The 15239-nt window shown below is 67.1% G+C and carries 13 protein-coding genes and 3 tRNA genes; 7 read left to right on the forward strand and 9 right to left on the reverse strand.

Features of this window, described 5'->3' with window-relative positions; all coding sequences use genetic code 11:
• Positions 1-86: 86 nt before the first annotated feature.
• Together O0J15_RS10405 and O0J15_RS10410 are read right to left on the reverse strand one after the other, a co-directional pair.
• A tRNA-Phe gene (locus tag O0J15_RS10405) sits at positions 87-162 on the reverse strand.
• A gap of 73 nt (positions 163-235) precedes the next feature.
• Positions 236-311 (reverse strand) — tRNA-Phe (locus O0J15_RS10410).
• Positions 312-676: 365 nt separating this feature from the next.
• Here O0J15_RS10410 and O0J15_RS10415 point away from each other — a divergent pair.
• Entirely contained in the window at positions 677-1702 is a 1026-nt protein-coding gene (locus O0J15_RS10415; protein WP_308305606.1) for an NADP-dependent oxidoreductase, read from the forward strand.
• A 73-nt stretch (positions 1703-1775) separates the two neighbouring features.
• On the opposite strand, the gene O0J15_RS10420 is transcribed toward O0J15_RS10415, so the two are convergent.
• Positions 1776-2618: a bifunctional transcriptional activator/DNA repair enzyme AdaA gene (locus O0J15_RS10420; protein WP_288041456.1), complete on the reverse strand. Its 843-nt coding sequence runs from the start codon at positions 2616-2618 to the stop codon at positions 1776-1778.
• A gap of 132 nt (positions 2619-2750) precedes the next feature.
• On the opposite strand from O0J15_RS10420, the gene O0J15_RS10425 reads away from it, so the two are divergent.
• A complete protein-coding gene (locus tag O0J15_RS10425) occupies positions 2751-3512 on the forward strand; it encodes an SDR family oxidoreductase (RefSeq protein WP_134735705.1) in 762 nt (253 codons plus the stop codon).
• Between the two features lie 6 nt (positions 3513-3518).
• On the opposite strand, the gene O0J15_RS10430 is transcribed toward O0J15_RS10425, so the two are convergent.
• Positions 3519-4004 (reverse strand): hypothetical protein, encoded by a 486-nt coding sequence (locus tag O0J15_RS10430; protein ID WP_308305607.1) that lies wholly within the window; start codon positions 4002-4004, stop codon positions 3519-3521.
• 159 nt (positions 4005-4163) lie between these two features.
• Between O0J15_RS10430 and O0J15_RS10435 the strand changes: the two genes are divergently transcribed.
• Entirely contained in the window at positions 4164-4334 is a 171-nt protein-coding gene (locus O0J15_RS10435; RefSeq protein WP_019660537.1) for a hypothetical protein, read from the forward strand.
• Between the two features lie 62 nt (positions 4335-4396).
• On the opposite strand, the gene O0J15_RS10440 is transcribed toward O0J15_RS10435, so the two are convergent.
• The 4 genes from O0J15_RS10440 to O0J15_RS10455 form a co-directional block, all read right to left on the reverse strand.
• A tRNA-Ala gene (locus O0J15_RS10440) sits at positions 4397-4472 on the reverse strand.
• A gap of 94 nt (positions 4473-4566) precedes the next feature.
• On the reverse strand, positions 4567-5493 hold the full coding sequence (locus tag O0J15_RS10445; protein ID WP_308305608.1) for an alpha/beta hydrolase: 927 nt from the start codon (positions 5491-5493) through the stop codon (positions 4567-4569).
• Positions 5483-6376: an alpha/beta fold hydrolase gene (locus O0J15_RS10450; RefSeq protein ID WP_155029880.1), complete on the reverse strand. Its 894-nt coding sequence runs from the start codon at positions 6374-6376 to the stop codon at positions 5483-5485. Before O0J15_RS10450 ends, O0J15_RS10445 begins: the two co-directional genes overlap by 11 nt.
• 21 nt (positions 6377-6397) lie before the next feature.
• Entirely contained in the window at positions 6398-7453 is a 1056-nt protein-coding gene (locus O0J15_RS10455) for a sugar phosphate isomerase/epimerase (protein WP_233653916.1), read from the reverse strand.
• Between the two features lie 101 nt (positions 7454-7554).
• On the opposite strand from O0J15_RS10455, the gene O0J15_RS10460 reads away from it, so the two are divergent.
• Together O0J15_RS10460 and O0J15_RS10465 are read left to right on the forward strand one after the other, a co-directional pair.
• Complete coding sequence (locus O0J15_RS10460; RefSeq protein ID WP_010486565.1) at positions 7555-8136, forward strand: TetR/AcrR family transcriptional regulator; 582 nt, start codon at positions 7555-7557, stop codon at positions 8134-8136.
• Between the two features lie 180 nt (positions 8137-8316).
• Positions 8317-10647, forward strand: coding sequence for a TonB-dependent receptor (locus O0J15_RS10465; protein WP_308305609.1), 2331 nt, complete (start codon positions 8317-8319; stop codon positions 10645-10647).
• A 132-nt stretch (positions 10648-10779) separates the two neighbouring features.
• Here the strand turns inward: O0J15_RS10465 and rnd are convergent, their stop codons facing one another.
• A complete protein-coding gene (gene rnd, locus O0J15_RS10470; protein ID WP_308305610.1) occupies positions 10780-11859 on the reverse strand; it encodes a ribonuclease D in 1080 nt (359 codons plus the stop codon).
• Positions 11860-11943: 84 nt separating this feature from the next.
• On the opposite strand from rnd, the gene O0J15_RS10475 reads away from it, so the two are divergent.
• Together O0J15_RS10475 and O0J15_RS10480 are read left to right on the forward strand one after the other, a co-directional pair.
• Entirely contained in the window at positions 11944-13830 is a 1887-nt protein-coding gene (locus O0J15_RS10475; protein WP_308305611.1) for a formylglycine-generating enzyme family protein, read from the forward strand.
• 88 nt (positions 13831-13918) lie between these two features.
• Positions 13919-14815 carry a M48 family metallopeptidase gene (locus tag O0J15_RS10480; protein ID WP_019660530.1) on the forward strand — a complete coding sequence of 299 codons (897 nt, stop codon included), beginning with the start codon at positions 13919-13921 and terminating at the stop codon, positions 14813-14815.
• Positions 14816-15239: the final 424 nt, after the last annotated feature.

Genomic DNA, 15239 nt, shown 5'->3' on the forward strand with positions numbered 1-15239 from the left:
TACAGTGGACCAAGGACAGTACTACAGAGCCGGCAGGCACGGTCACGCAAAAAAAAAAGACCTGCATTTCTGCAGGTCTCTGAAGATGGTGGCCGAAGACGGAATCGAACCGCCGACACGGGGATTTTCAATCCCCTGCTCTACCAACTGAGCTACTCGGCCAAATTGTGTGGCAACCGCAATCAATCGCGATTCCCGGAAAAAAAGACCTGCATTTCTGCAGGCTCTCAAAACGTGGTGGCCGAGGACGGAATCGAACCGCCGACACGGGGATTTTCAATCCCCTGCTCTACCAACTGAGCTACTCGGCCACGTAGTTCATTGCAGCGAGGTCGCTGCCAAGGACGCGCATATTACGGAGGTCGGCCGCCTACGGCAAGCATTTTGGCAAAAAACCTTCACATTGCCGTCTGCGTGGATGCAAGTGCTTGATCCTCCGTCACGGGGCAGAGGGCAGTGCCCTGAGTGCCGGTTCATCGGCGCCGCGACGCGGTGATCATCGCCTGCGGCGGAATTCAGCGGGCCACGGTGATCGGCAAAGCTGCGCCGGCAAGGGCTGCACGCGGCCAAGGCCAAGCTTGGCGATGGAACGCTGTTTTCGTGGGCGCCATCGGGGATGGCTGCGGCGTAGTGTCGGTACTCCTTTCCCAATGCTGGCAACAGCAGAGACTTGGCCATGTCCGATTCCTCGATCACCTCCCGCATCGTGCTTGCGTCGCGTCCGCAGGGAGCGCCCACTGCGGCCAACTTCCGCCTGGAGCAGGCAGCGCTGCCGGTACCGGCGGACGGCGAGGTACTGCTGCGCAACCGCTATCTGTCGCTTGACCCGTACATGCGTGGACGCATGGACGAGGGCCCGTCGTACGCCGCGCCGGTGGCGGTGGGCGCGGTGATGGAAGGGCAGACCGTGGCCGAGGAGTTGCAGTCGAACGCCGAGGGCGTAGCCACAGGTGAGCTGGTGCTGGCACCGGGTGGCTGGCAGACCCACGCGGTGCTGCCGGCCAAGGCACTGGGGCGCCGGCTGGATCCGGCCGGGCTGCCGCTGAGTACGGCGCTGGGGGTATATGGCATGCCCGGCTTCACCGCCTATTCCAGCCTGCATGAAATCGCCCGTCTGAAGCCGGGCGAGACGTTGGTGGTGGCTGCCGCGACCGGGCCGGTGGGCGCGACCGTGGCGCAGCTGGCCAAGTTGCAGGGCGCGCGCGTGGTCGCCATCGCCGGTGGCGAAGCCAAGCGCGCTTACCTGCAGACGTTGGGGGTGGACGTGGCGCTGGATCATCGCGCCGCTGATTTCGCCGCGCAGCTGCGCGCAGCGGTTCCTGCGGGTATCGACGTGTATTTCGAGAACGTGGGCGGGCACGTGCTGGATGCAGTGCTGCCGCTGCTCAACGACTTCGCCCGCGTTCCAGTGTGCGGCACCATCGCCACCTACAACGAGCGCGGCGTCGAGCAGCCCGGTCCGGACCGGTTGCCCGCACTGTTCAGCCAGATTCTGCGCCAGCGCCTGACCGTGCGCGGTTTCATCGTGCACGACTTCAACCACCTGTGGCCGGACTTCGAACGCGAGATGCCGCAGTGGCTGCGCGAAGGCCGCATCCAGTACCGCGAGGATGTGGTGGAAGGGCTGGAGAATGCGCCGGAGGCGTTCTTCGGGCTGTTGAAGGGGCACAACTTCGGCAAGCTGGTGGTGAAGCTGGATTGAGGGCTTGGCGGTGTGCCAACCAAGGTCGGCACCTACCGGAAGCTGGGCGTGCCGACCAAGGTCGGCACCCACGTCAGGCAGTCGAGGCCTTTTCCCGGCGCAGCAGTTCGCGCTTGCGCGCTACGCCCCACGCATAGCCGGACAGGTCCCCATCGCGACGTACGACGCGGTGGCAAGGGACGGCCACCGCCAGTGGATTGCTGGCGCAGGCGCGAGCCACCGCACGGCTTGATCGCGGCGCGCCGATGCGCGCGGCGATGTCGGCATACGAGGCGGTCTGGCCACGTGGGATCTGCTGCAAGGCCTGCCACACCCGTTGCTGGAATGCGGTGCCGCGGATATCCAGCGGCAGCGTGGCGCCCCGCGAAGGATCCTCGACCAGGCCCACGACCTGCGCCACCAGTTGCTCATAGCCCTGGTCGGCGCCAATCAGTTCGGCCTGGCGGAAGCGTTGCTGCAATGACTGCAGCAGCGTCTCCGGATCGTCGCCGAGCAGTATCGCGACCACGCCGGTGGCACTGCTGGCCACCAGCACGCTGCCCAGTGAACTTTCGGCAAGCGCGAAGTGGATGACTTCGCCGCGACCACCTGCGCGCCATTGCTTGGGCGTCATGCCCAGCAACTTCGGTGCGTTCTCGTAGAAGCGCCCACTGGAACCGAAGCCGGCATCATGGAAGGCATCGGTGATGCGTTCCTGCTGTTCAAGCCCGGTGCGCAGGCGGTCGGCGCGCAGCGCGGCAGCGTACTGCTTGGGGGTCAACCCTGTGGCCTGCTTGAACAGGCGGTGCAGCCGGGTCGGGCTGCAGCCGGCGATGTCGGCCAGTTCCTGCAGTGAGGGTTCGTCGAGGCTGGTCTGCAGGTGGCGGCAGACCCGTTCGACGCGGGCATCGAGGGCGGTGGTGGCGGTACTGTCCATGGCCGGATTCTGGCACGCGCCGGTTCTGCGGAAACTCCGTTTCCTGCACCGACGGGCCAGGCCCGGAAACGGAGTGTTGGCAGGCCGAAGGCGCGGCATCGTGGCGGCCACTTCACAACCGGCACCACGACCATGCGCCTGAACAACAAGATCGCTCTCATCACCGGTGCCAGCGCTGGCATTGGCCGCGCCAGCGCGCTGCGCTTCGCCGCCGAAGGGGCGAAGCTGGTGCTCAACGCACGGCGGCCGGAGCCGCTGCAGGCGCTGGTCGAGCAGATTCGCGCCGCCGGTGGCGAAGCCGTGGCGCATGCCGCTGACGTGGCTGACCCGGGCACGGCACAAGCGCTGGTCGATCTGGCCCAGCAGTCCTTCGGCGGCCTGGACATCGCGCTCAACAATGCTGGCATGCTCGGGCCGGGCGTGCCGGCAGCGGAGTTCCCGGTGGACGCTTGGCGTGAAGTGATGGCCACCAATCTGGATGCCGCGTTCCATGCCGCACGTGCGCAGTTGCCGGCACTGCTGGCGCGCGGCGGCGGCTCGCTGGTGTTCGTTGGCACTTTCGTCGGTCACACCGTGGGCTTCCCGGGCATGGCGGCCTATGCGTCGAGCAAGGCCGGGCTGATCGGCCTGAGCCAGGTGATCGCCGCCGAATACGGTGCGCGCGGCGTACGCAGCAATGTGCTGCTGCCCGGTGGTACCGATACCGAGATGGGGCGGCAGGCCGCACCCACCGGCGATGCCCGCGACTTCGTGCGCGCGCTGCACGCATTGAAGCGCATGGCCGAGCCGGAGGAGATCGCCAACGCGGCGCTGTTCCTGGCCAGCGATGAAAGCAGTTTCGTTACCGGAACCGCGATGCGTGTGGAAGGTGGGGTGTCGATCACACGTACCTGAGCGGGGTCAGGAGCGTGGCGCGTAGCGGATGCCGCTGCTGGCCATGAAGCCCTTCGGATCGAAACCGGCCCAGGCTTCGCCCCAGTCGAACCGGGCGCGGCCACCTGCCAGTTTGCGCCCCAGTGCCGTGGCCAAGGTGCGCCGCATGAAAGCGACTTCGGCATCGATCGCGGCCTGGGTCGGCCAGCCGTCTTCCAGTGTCGCACCAGGCAGATCGACGCCGATCGTCACCATGTCGAGCTGTTGCCCGTGGAAGCACAGGCTGATGCCAGCGGGCACACCGCCCAGGCTGAGCCGGTGCAGGCTGAGCCAGCGATAGCCGGTGCCGACATCGCGCTCCCCTCGGACCAGCGGGGCAAAGGCGGCACGCGCTTCGTCCAGTAACAAGGTGGGGCCGATCAATGCTGGCAGGATGCCGAGCTGGATGCTGCCGTCGGTCGCATTGAGGAGCATCGGCAACGCGTGGGCTGCGTGCTGGGCAGAGGAGGGCATGGCACACCGGTGAGCGTGGTGCCCCGCATTCTGGCTGGGCGGGGCGGTGGCGGCAAGCCGCTTCCTGCACAGGATGTTGGCGCGGGACTGACCTGCGGCTCACCCGGCAACCTCTAGCGTGGTGGCAGCGCTGGCCTGCTGCCGGCGAGGGAGTTTTCGATGAACGAGCAAAGCAGGGATCAGGACCCGAAGCAGGGCATCCAGGAAAGCCGCCAGGACAGGAAGCAGGACGATGTGGCCAAGCAGCGGCCGGGGCAGCGCGATCAACAGGTGCGTGATACGCACTCGCGCGGCCCGCAACGCAAGGATGGAGACCAGGAGCCGGCCTGAGCCGGAGGCGCTGAAAAGAAAAAACCCGCAGATCATGGCGATCTGCGGGTTCTTCTGAAGAGTGGTGGAGCCAAGGAGGATCGAACTCCTGACCTCGTCATTGCGAACGACGCGCTCTCCCAGCTGAGCTATGGCCCCACGGCAGGCTTTCAGTGTAGCGCCGCCTGCCGCGCTTGCCAAGCGCCCGGCCGGGACGGGGCAGGGACGGGATCCACCGCCGTCCCGGGCCGTTTCAGGCCAAGGCGTGGCGCAGCAGATTGCCCGCGCGTTGTACCGCCACTGCAGTGGCGGTGCTCACCGCCTGCAGGTGCATGCAGGCATGGATCATCCCGGGCAGTTGCTCCAGCGTGCAGGCGATACCCTCGGCCTGCAGGCGTCGCGCGTAGTATTCGGCCTCGTCGCGCAGCGGGTCGTGCTCACAGCTGAGCACGGAGGCGGGCGCCAGCCCCTTCAGGTCGGTTGCGTGGGCCGGCGAAGCCAGCGCCGGCGGCTCGGCCAGATCCCCCAGATAGGCCTGCCAGCAGCGCTGCATCAGTTCGGCGCTGAGGTAGTAGCCAGCGGCGTAGTCGCGGTAGGAATCGCTGTCCATGCCGGCATCCAGCGCCGGATACAGCAGCAGTTGGTGGCACGGTTGCGGCAGGCCGAGATCGCGCAGCAGCAGGCAGCAGGCGGTGGCCAGATTGCCACCGGCGCTGTCGCCGCCGATCGCCAATCGCTGCGGGTCCAGCCCGAGGCGCTCGGCGTGGTCCTGCAGCCACTGCCAGGCGTCAGCGATGTCGTACAGCGGCACTGGGAACGGGTGCTCCGGCGCCAGCCGGTAGCCCACGGCGGCGACCACGCAGCCGCTGGCATTGGCCAGCGCACGGCAAGGACCGTCATAGACCGCCAGCGAACACTGGAACCAGCCACCCCCATGAGCGAACAGCAGGGCCGGCGCGGGCCCATGGGACAGTCCTTGCGGCGTGTAGAGGCGGAGCTCCAGCGCCTGCCCGTCGCGAGCGATCACGGTGTGTTCGACCACATGTGCTACCGGCTGGGGCGCGCCCTGCAGCTGTGGCAGCGCGTTCTCGCTGATCGCGCGCAGTTCGCGCAGGTCCTCCGGCAGCGGATGGGCCGCGACGGCGTCAACGAACTGCTGCAGTGCCGGCTCAAGCAGCATGGCGTGCCTCCTGCAGGAACGGCAACAACTGTTCGAGGAACGCCTGGGGCGCTTCTTCCATGATGAAGTGGCCGCAGCCCGGCACGATGCTGCCGCGCACATCATCGGCATGCGGTTGCAGGGTCAGCATCGGCGCATCGGCGGTGGCGTGTTCGGCGCCGATCGCGAGCACCGGCATCGGCAGCCGGCGCTGCGCGCGCAGCTTGTTCTGGCGGATGGTCTCCGGAATCGCGCGGTACCAGGCGAAGCCTGCCCGCAGTGCGCCGGGGCGGCTGTAGGCGGCGATGTAGGTGTCGGCAGCCACCGCGTCACGGCGGTACGACCAGCGGTCGAACATGAACTCCAGGTAGGCGCGTTCGCGGCCACTGATCAGTGCTTCGGGCAGGTCCGCGACCTGGTTGAACATGAAGTGCCAGAGGAAGATGTTGTCGGCCGGTGCGGCGAAAATGCCGGGTTCCGGCGCGAGGCCGGGAATCACCGCTTCGGTGACCGCCAGCTGGCGCACGGCCTGCGGCTGGTCGCTGGCCAGTGCATAGGCAATCCACATACCGATGTCATGTCCGACTACCTGGTAGCGCTCGTGGCCCAGCGCCCGCATGGTCTGGTGCAGGACGGCGGCGGCACTGCCGGTGTCGTAGCCGTGGCTGGGGCGATCGGATTCGCCGATGCCCGGCGGATCGACCGCGATGGCTTCGAAGCCGGCTTCGGCCAGGGCGTGCAGCACATGGCGCCAGGCGTACCAGGTCTGCGGCCAGCCGGGAATCAGCAATACGGGTTCACCGTGACCCGCGGACACGCAATGCACGCGCTGGCCGTCGATGCGCAGGTAGTGGTGGCGCAGCGAAGCGTCGCCGGCAGCGCCGGCGGAAAGGAAGGTGGTCATGGGGGAATGCTCCGTTGGGGCTCAGGCAATGCCGAGCATCTGCTGCATCTGTGCGGTGCTGATCGGTGCACCGGCGAAGTCGTCGAAGATCTTGTCGGTGACCGGAATGATGTGGTCGCGGATGAACGCGGCGCCTTCGCGCGCGCCAGCTTCCTGGTCCTTCAGGCAGCACTCCCATTCCAGCGTTGCCCAGCCCTGGTAGTCGTACTGCGCCAGCTTGGAGAAGATCGACTTGAAGTCGACCTGCCCATCGCCCAGCGAGCGGAAGCGACCTGCGCGCTGGGTCCAGTCGGCATAACCGCCATAGATGCCCTGGCGGCCGCTGGGGCGGAACTCCGCATCCTTGACGTGGAACATGCGGATCAGTGGGTGGTAGATGTCCAGATACTCCAGATAGTCCAGCTGCTGCAGCACGAAGTGGCTGGGATCAAACAGGATGCGGCAGCGCTCGTGCTGGCCGACGCGCTCGAAGAAGCGCTCGAAGCTGGTGCCGTCGTGCAGGTCTTCGCTGGGATGGATCTCGTAGCAGAGGTTGATGCCGTTGTCCTCGCAGGTGTCGAGGATCGGTCGCCAGCGTCGCGCCAGTTCATCGAACGCGGCATCGACCAGGCCCGGCGGGCGCTGCGGGAACGGGAACAGGTAGGGCCAGGCGAACGAGCCGGAGAAGGTGCCCATGTCCTGCAACCCAAGACGGCGCGAGGCGCGAGCGGCCAGGTGCAGCTGCTGCTGTGCCCATTCCGTGCGGGCCTGCGGATTGCCGCGCAGTGCTTCCGGCGCGAAGCCATCGCAGAGTTCATCGTAGGCCGGATGCACGGCCACCAGCTGGCCGAGGATGTGGGTGGTCAGCTCACTGACCTGCAGGCCGTGCTCGGCCAGGGTGCCACGGATGTCGTCGCAGTAGTCCTGGCTGTCGGCGGCGGTGGCCAGGTCGAACAGGCGTGCATCCCACGCGGGAATCTGCAGCGCCTTGAAACCGTGGCCGGCGGCCCACGCGGCAATGCTGGCAAGTGAGTTGAACGGGGCCTGGTCGCCGGCGAACTGCGCCAGGTGCAGGCTGGGGCCCTTGAGGGTCTGCATGTGTTGCTCCAATTATTTGTCGGTCGACAAAGAATAGGCGCGACTCTCGCGATGGTCAACACCCGCGTTACACTGCGCGCCTCACTGGAGCAGGCAGGCAGATGGCAGGGCGACCGCGCGAATTCGACAGGGACCAGGCGTTGCGCAAGGCGATGCTGCTGTTCTGGCAGCACGGCTATGAAGGCACGTCGATGTCGGCACTGGTCGAAGCACTGGGCATTGCCTCTGCACGCATCTACGCCGCGTTCGGCAGCAAGGAGCAGTTGTTCCGCGAAGCCGTGGCGCTGTACGAAGAAGGCGAGGGCGGTTTCGCGCCGCGCGCGCTGGAGCAGGCAACATTGCGTGAGGCGATCGGTTCGATGCTGCGCGAGGCGGTGATGACCTACACCCGTCGCGGGCGCCCGCATGGTTGCCTGGTGGTGTCCTCGGCCAGCAGCGTGTCGCCCGATGGCGAAGGCGTGCGGGACTGGCTGGCCAGTCATCGTCGCCAGCGCACGGCGGCGATCATCGCGCGGCTGCAGCAGGCGCAGGCCGAGGGGGAGCTGGCCGACGACGCGGCGGTGCAGGCGCTGGGCGACCACTTCGCCACGGTGCTGCATGGCATCTCGGTGCAGGCGCGTGACGGCATCAGCCGCGAGCGCCTGCTGGCGATGGTCGATGTCGCGTTGACCCCGCTGCCCTGAGTCAAGCCTTCAGGGCGTGCGGAATGCCCTGTAACTGTGCCGGAAGCGCTTGTTTCGCCGGGTTTGGGTGCTGCGCAACGAAATCGTAACAATTTGGGGGATAATGGCCGCTTGCGCAGTTTTCCTCCTTTTTGCCGCCCGGCCCGCGCAGGCCGCTCGGACGCCTCCTCAGAGCATTGCATGCCCTCCCATACCGATTCCCGCCGCCTGTCGGGTCTGTCGTCTTCCCTTGTTTCCTTCCGCCGCCACCCGCTGGCACTGGCCTGTGCCGGTCTGGCCCTGGTCGGCAGCTTCGGCGCCGCCGCGCAGGACAGCGCGCCGACCCCGACCGGCCTGGACACGATCACCGTGACCGCCGAACACCGTGAGCAGAACCTGCAGGAAGTGCCGGTTTCGGTCGGCGTGGTGCAGGGCGAGCGCATGCGCGACTTCACCGCTGGCGGCGACGACACCCTGCTGGCGCTGTCCGGCCGCGTGCCGAGCCTGTATGCGGAAACCACCACCGGCCGTATCTTCCCGCGCTTCTACATCCGCGGCCTGGGCAACATCGACTTCTACCTGGGTGCCTCGCAGCCGGTCTCGATCATCCAGGACGACGTGGTGCTGGAGCACGTGGTGCTGAAGTCCAACCCGGTCTATGACGTAGACCAGGTGGAAGTGCTGCGCGGCCCGCAGGGCTCGCTGTTCGGCCGCAACACCACCGCCGGCATCGTCAAGTTCGACACCCTGAAGCCGACCCAGGACTACACCGGCCGCGTCAGCGCCAGCTACGCCACCTACAACAGCGTGTCGATCGACGGCGGCTTCGGCGGCCCGATCAACGACATCGCCTCGTTCCGCGTGTCGGCCCTGTACCAGCACCGCGACGACTACGTCGACAACACCTACAGGGGCCCGAGCGCCGACGGCACGGTCAGCCCGAAGAAGAACGCCATGGGCGGCTTCGATGACCGCAACGTGCGCGCGCAGCTGCTGCTGACCCCGAGCGACCAGTTCTCGATCCTGGCCTCGGCCCATGCTCGTGATTACGAAGGTACCTCGACCCTGTTCCTGCGCGGTGCGCTGACCAAGGGCTCGAACAAGACCAACGTGCCGCGCGACAAGGTTGCCTACGACGAAGCCGACAACAATCCGCAGGCCTACAAGACCTACGGCGGCTCGGTGAAGGCACGTTACGACTTCGGCGCGATCGACTTCACCTCGATCACCGCCTACGAAACCACCTCCGGCTACAGCCGTGGCGACACCGACGGCGGCGCTGCGGTGAACTTCCCGGTGAACGGCGTGCCGAACGGCTACGGCCAGTCGATGGGCCGCATCCGCGACCTGGACCAGTGGACCCAGGAATTCCGCCTGGCCAGCCATGACGACAGCGCGCTGCAGTGGCAGGCCGGTGCGTTCTACTTCAACGGCAGCGACACCACCGACTTCTACCAGCGCGCCTGGTTCCTGCAGGGCGCGGCACGCAACCCGAACAACTGGGTGCGCCTGCGCAACAAGAACACCTCGTGGGCCGGTTTCGGCCAGCTGAGCTACGCCTTCACCGACAAGTTCACCGTCACCGCCGGCCTGCGCCAGACCAGGGACGAGAAGCACACCCGCCTGCTGAAGACCGCCGACACCGCTGCCGGCGTGGTCACCTACAAGGGCCGCACCGACGTCAAGATGTCCGACACCACCCCGAGCTGGGATCTGAGCGCGATGTATCAGATCACGCCGGACGTGAGCGTCTATGCCAAGGTCGCCCGCGGCTTCCGCGGCCCGACCATCCAGGGCCGCTCGGCGGTGTTCAATGCCGACTTCACCACCGCCGATTCCGAGACCATCCTGTCCTGGGAAGCGGGCGTGAAGAGCAGCCTGTGGGACAACCGCCTGCGCTTGAACGCCACCGCGTTCACCTACACCGTCAACGACATCCAGCTCAACGGCAACGATTCGGACGGCAACGGCGTGCTGTTCAACGCCGACAAGGCCAGGGCCTATGGTTTCGAAGCAGACATGGAGCTGCGCCCGATCCCGAACCTGACCTTGAGCGCCGGCCTGAGCCTGCTGCACAGCGAAATCAAGGACCAGCGCGTCTACGCACAGGTCTGCGGCCTCAACGGCCAGGTGGTGTGCACGGTGAATGACCCGACCATCAAGGTCGGCGCCAACACCTTCGCGCAGATCGACGGCAACCCGCTGCCGAACGCACCGAAGTACAACGTGAACCTGGCTGCCCGCTACGACTTCCCGGTCAGCGACGCTGGCACCATGTTCGTGTCCACCGACTGGAACAAGCAGGGTTACACCAGCTTCGTGCTGTACGACAGCAAGGAGTTCAACTCCAAGGGTGACTTCGAAGGTGGCCTGAAGATCGGCTACTCGGGCAACTACGGTGCCTACGAAGTTGCGCTGTTCGCGCGCAACATCACCAACGAGAAGAACCTCAAGGGTGTGATCGAGAACTACATGGCGGCGGTCTACAACGAACCGCGCACCGTGGGTGTCTCGCTGAACATGAACTGGTAAGGCGTTGCCACGGTGGCGGGTCTTCCCGCCATCGCACTGCTGGAATGCAAAGGGCGGCCCGGTGATCCGGGTCGCCCTTTTTCGTGGCCTTCGACGGTAGCCGGACCGCAATCCGGCGCCGTGCTCGGCGCTTCAGCGTGCCGGCAGCAGCGCCTGCAGCCGCGACTCCAGTTCCTGCTGGCGCCAGCCGGCCAGAGCGGCCGGCCATTGGCGGCGCTCCAGGTAGCTTTCCAGATGCTTGCGCGAGGCCAGCACGCCATCCGGCAGGCCCAGCTCGCGGCTGCGCTCGGCAACGGCGTCCTGCAGCCTCTTCAGTGCCTGCTTGTTGGTGTCGTTGGCGGGCAACGCCAGCGGTGCCTCGGCCTCATCGGCCAGCGGCGTGTCCAGCGCCTGCCACACCGCGCCTGCCAGCTTGCGCGGTGCCTTCGGGAACTGTTCAAACAGCGTGGTCAGCGCGGCGGCATCGGCCGGTGGCGTGCGTGCCAGCGTGGCGGCCAGTTCGTTGTCCAGGATCCAGCTGCGCGGGCGGTCGCTGCTGCGTGCCTGCACATCACGCCAGCGCAGCAGGCGCAGCAGGCGGCGCTGCGCGGGAGCATCGAGAAACTGCGCTGAGCGCATCGCCAGATGTGGCCAGCGGTCCTCGTCATTGGCGACGCTGGCCAGCAGGCGCTCGCCGTCGTCGTGCAGCCACTGTTGGCGGCCCAGCGCCTGCAACTTGGCATCAATGGCGTCATGCAGCGCGAACAGATGCTCGACGTCGTCGGCGGCGTATTGCAGTTGCGACTCCGAGAGCGGACGGCGCATCCAGTCCGAGCGGGTTTCGCCCTTGGCCAGCGCCACGCCGGTGATTTCCGCGACCAGCTTCTGGTAGCCCATGCCGCCACCAATGCCGGCCAGCGAGGCGCCGATCTGTGTGTCGAACAGCGGTCGCGGCAGCACGCCGCACGCCCACTTGAAGGCGACCAGGTCTTCGCTGGCGCTGTGCATCACCTTGGTGATCGATTCATCGGCCAGCCAGGGCGCCAGCGCCTCGGTCATGCCGGGAATCAGCGGATCGATCAGCAGGATGTCCTGCCCGACCGCCATCTGCACCAAAGCCAACTGCGGCCAGAAGGTGCGTTCACGGATGAATTCGGTGTCCAGGCCGATGCGGGCCGGACGCTGCTGGAAGTACGCATCCAGCTCGGCGGGGGTGGTGATCCAGGTTGCCACGGGTCAGGGCCTACTACTCGGGTTTGCTCAGGCAGGGGAGAATAGCCTAACGTCGGTGCGCGTCCCTGCCGAAGGAGATCCTGCTTGCGTTTTCCGCTGTCGTCCGTGCTGTGCACCGCCGTGGCCGTGGCCCTGGCCGGCTGCACGCCGTCGCCCCCCACGGCAGTGGACCCCAGTGCCGGGGAAGGGACGCGCCTGTCTGCGAACACAGACAGCGACGAGCGTCCACAGGCCGGGCAGGGCAGCGTGACCATCGCCGGCGAGGATGCCGCCGAGGATGTGCAGCAATGGACGCCGCCGCGGGTGGACCGACAGGGGCGAAGCCTGGCGCAGTTGCGCCGCGCGGCCGGACAGGCCTTCAACGAGGGCCGGCTGTACGAGGATGCCGATGCCGCCATTCCACTGTGGCTGGCGGTACAGGAAGAGGATCCGGATGACCGCCAGGCCCGCCAAGGCCTGCAGCGTGCCCGCCAGCGGCTGCAGCAGCAGGCGGATGCGCTGCTGGTGCGGCCGCTCAGGCAGCGCGAGGCGCTGGCCGAGGCCAGCCGCCAGGCGCTGGTTCTGCTGACGCTGGCGCCGAAGGACGGGAAGGTGCGCGCACTGCAGGGTCGGGTGGAGCTTGCCCAGCGGGTGGTCGCTTACAACCGCGCCGGTGAAGAGGACCTGCGCTCGGACCGGATCGGCGAAGACGGGGACGGGGCTATTGGCAACTTCCGCGAGGCACTGGCACTGGATGGGAACAACAGCCGTGCGCGGCAGGGACTGGCCGCAGCCGAAAGCGGGCTGATCCGCCGCGCCGAAGATGCTGCACGCGCGCGCGATTTCGCCAGCGCGGGCACTTGGTTGGCCGAAGCCAGCAAGGTGCGCGACTCATCGCCGACCATTGCCGACGCGTTCGAGCGCATCGAGCAGATCCGTGCGGCGGTGTTGCTGCAGCTGCGCGATGACGGCCTGCGCGACCTGTCCACGCCGCAGGGCCTGAAGCCGGCACGCGAGAAGCTGGCCGAGGCCCTGCGCATCGCCCTGCCGGGAGACCCGGTGGTGGCCCAGCTGCGTGAGCGCATTGACCTGGCCACGCACTACGGCAGCTTCCGCCCGGGGCAGGTATTCAGCGATGCCATGCGCGATGGCGGGCGCGGGCCGCAGATGGTGGTGGTCCCGCACGGCGGCTTCCAGATGGGGGCCGGTGATGCCGAGCCGGGCGCCAGCGATGCCGAGCGGCCATCGCATTATGTACGCTTTGATCGAGGCTTCGCGATGGCGATCACTGAGGTCACGGTCAGCGATTTCCAGCGCTACGTGAAGGCGACCAACGCGCGCCCGCGTGCGACCCGTCGCGGCCATTCGGTGGTCTATGACGAACGCAGCGGCAACTTCATCCGCCGCAGCGGCGTGGACTGGCGTTCGGACTACGACGGTGGCCTCGCGATGGCCAATTTGCCGGTGATGCATGTCAGTATCCGCGATGCCGAAAACTATGCGGCGTGGTTGTCCGAGCAGACCGGGCGCAGCTACCGGTTGCCCAGCGAGGCCGAGTTCGAATACGCGCTGCGCGCCGGCAGCAGTGGCCGCTATCCGTGGGGCGCCGCCGGCACGCCGCCGCCCGGCGCTGGCAACTTCACTGGCAGCAAGGATGTCTCGCCATCGGGACGGCACTGGCACAACGCCTTCATCGGCTATGGCGATGGCTGGTGGGGGCCCGCGCCGGTGGCCAGTTTCCAGGCCAATGCCTTCGGCCTGCACGACATGGCGGGCAATCTCAGCGAGTGGGTGGCCGATTGCTGGCATGCCAGCTACCGGCGCGCGCCCTCCGATGGCGCGGCCTGGTTCAACCCGGGCTGCCGCGCACGGGTGATCCGCGGGGGCAACTGGGCCAACGCGCCGGAGCAGACCCGTGCGGCGTGGCGGCAGTCGCAGGATTCGGACACCACCAGCGCGCGCATCGGTTTCCGCCTGGTGCGGGGCATCTGAGCGGCACCGGGCTTCACCCGCTGCTGGCGCCCGCGCACTAAGATTGCGCCGTGCCCGCCGGCCGGCGGGGCCTGCTGGACGACCCCTGATGCGCAATGATCCCTTTTCCCGCTCGCCCCAAGGCCCGCAGCGTCGCGGCCTGTTTGGCAACATCCGCTGGTGGGTGCTGTTGCTGGCCGCCGGCTATGCGCTCTTCTACTGGTTTTCCAATCGCACGGTGGACCCCTACACTGGCGAGAAGGTGATGATTGACAGCAGCCTGGACGCCCGCCAGGAGACCGCCTTGGGCCTGCAGGCCTACCAGCAGATCCTCTCGGAGGAGCCGCCGATGGACTCCAACGCGCCGATCGCGCGCGATGTGCGCGACATCGCCCAGCGCCTGATTGCCAAGGTTGATGTGGTGGAGACTGCACTGGCGCAGGAGCACGGCGTTCAGCCGGCGCATTTCGCGCGTGATTTCCAGTGGGAAGTCAACGTGATCCCATCTGAACAGGCCAACGCATTCTGCCTGCCTGGTGGCAAGATGGCGGTCTATACCGGCCTGGTGCCGGTGGCGCGCACGCGCGACGCGATGGCGGTGGTGATGGGCCACGAGATTGCCCATGCGCTGCTGCGCCACGGTGCGCAGCGGATGGCGCAGCAGAAGCTGACCCAGATCGGGCAGATGGCCGGCGCCGCCAGCGGCATGGATGCGCAGCAGCAACAGATGATGATGTCGGCGATGGGCTACGGGTATCTGCTGCCCTATGCGCGCAGCCACGAGACGCAGGCCGATGAAGTGGGACTGATGCTGGCTGCGGCGGCGTGCTTCGACCCGCGCGAGGCGGTGCCGCTGTGGCAGCGCATGGGCCAGGCCAGTGGTGGCCAGTCACCGCCGGAGTTCGCGTCGACTCACCCGAACCCGGGTACCCGTATCCAGAACCTGCAGGCGTTGATGCCGAAGGCACTCGAGTACCGGCAGAAGTTCTGCGAGCAGGCAAAGTAGGGGGGTGTTCGGCAGGGCTTGCAGCCCTGCACCTGCCGAAGCAACAGCAACAGCAACAGCAACAGCGTGCATTCCGTGGGATGGCGGGGTGGGTCCGGTTGCGGGGGCCGCTGCAAGTACGTCCATGTAAGCTCGGTCGCCGCATCCATGCGGCTCACGCCCCCGCAACCGGACCCACCCCGCCTTCGACAGATGTCCGCGATCTGCCGGAATGGCGCTTGCGGTCACACCCTTTTCCCCCAGAAAAAGGTATCGGACCCCGAATTGATTCGATATCTGAAAGAGATTCATCCACGCATGGCGTGGATCTACCGACCGTCATCGGGACACTGTCGAGGGTGGGGCGGTGTGGCTGTGCAGGACCGTTGGCGCCATGGATGGCGCCATCGAGCCCCCAGGGATGGGTTTACGGCGTGTCCTGCAC

It is taken from the genome of Stenotrophomonas sp. Sm10 (genome assembly GCF_030985515.1).
Classification (GTDB): domain Bacteria; phylum Pseudomonadota; class Gammaproteobacteria; order Xanthomonadales; family Xanthomonadaceae; genus Stenotrophomonas; species Stenotrophomonas hibiscicola.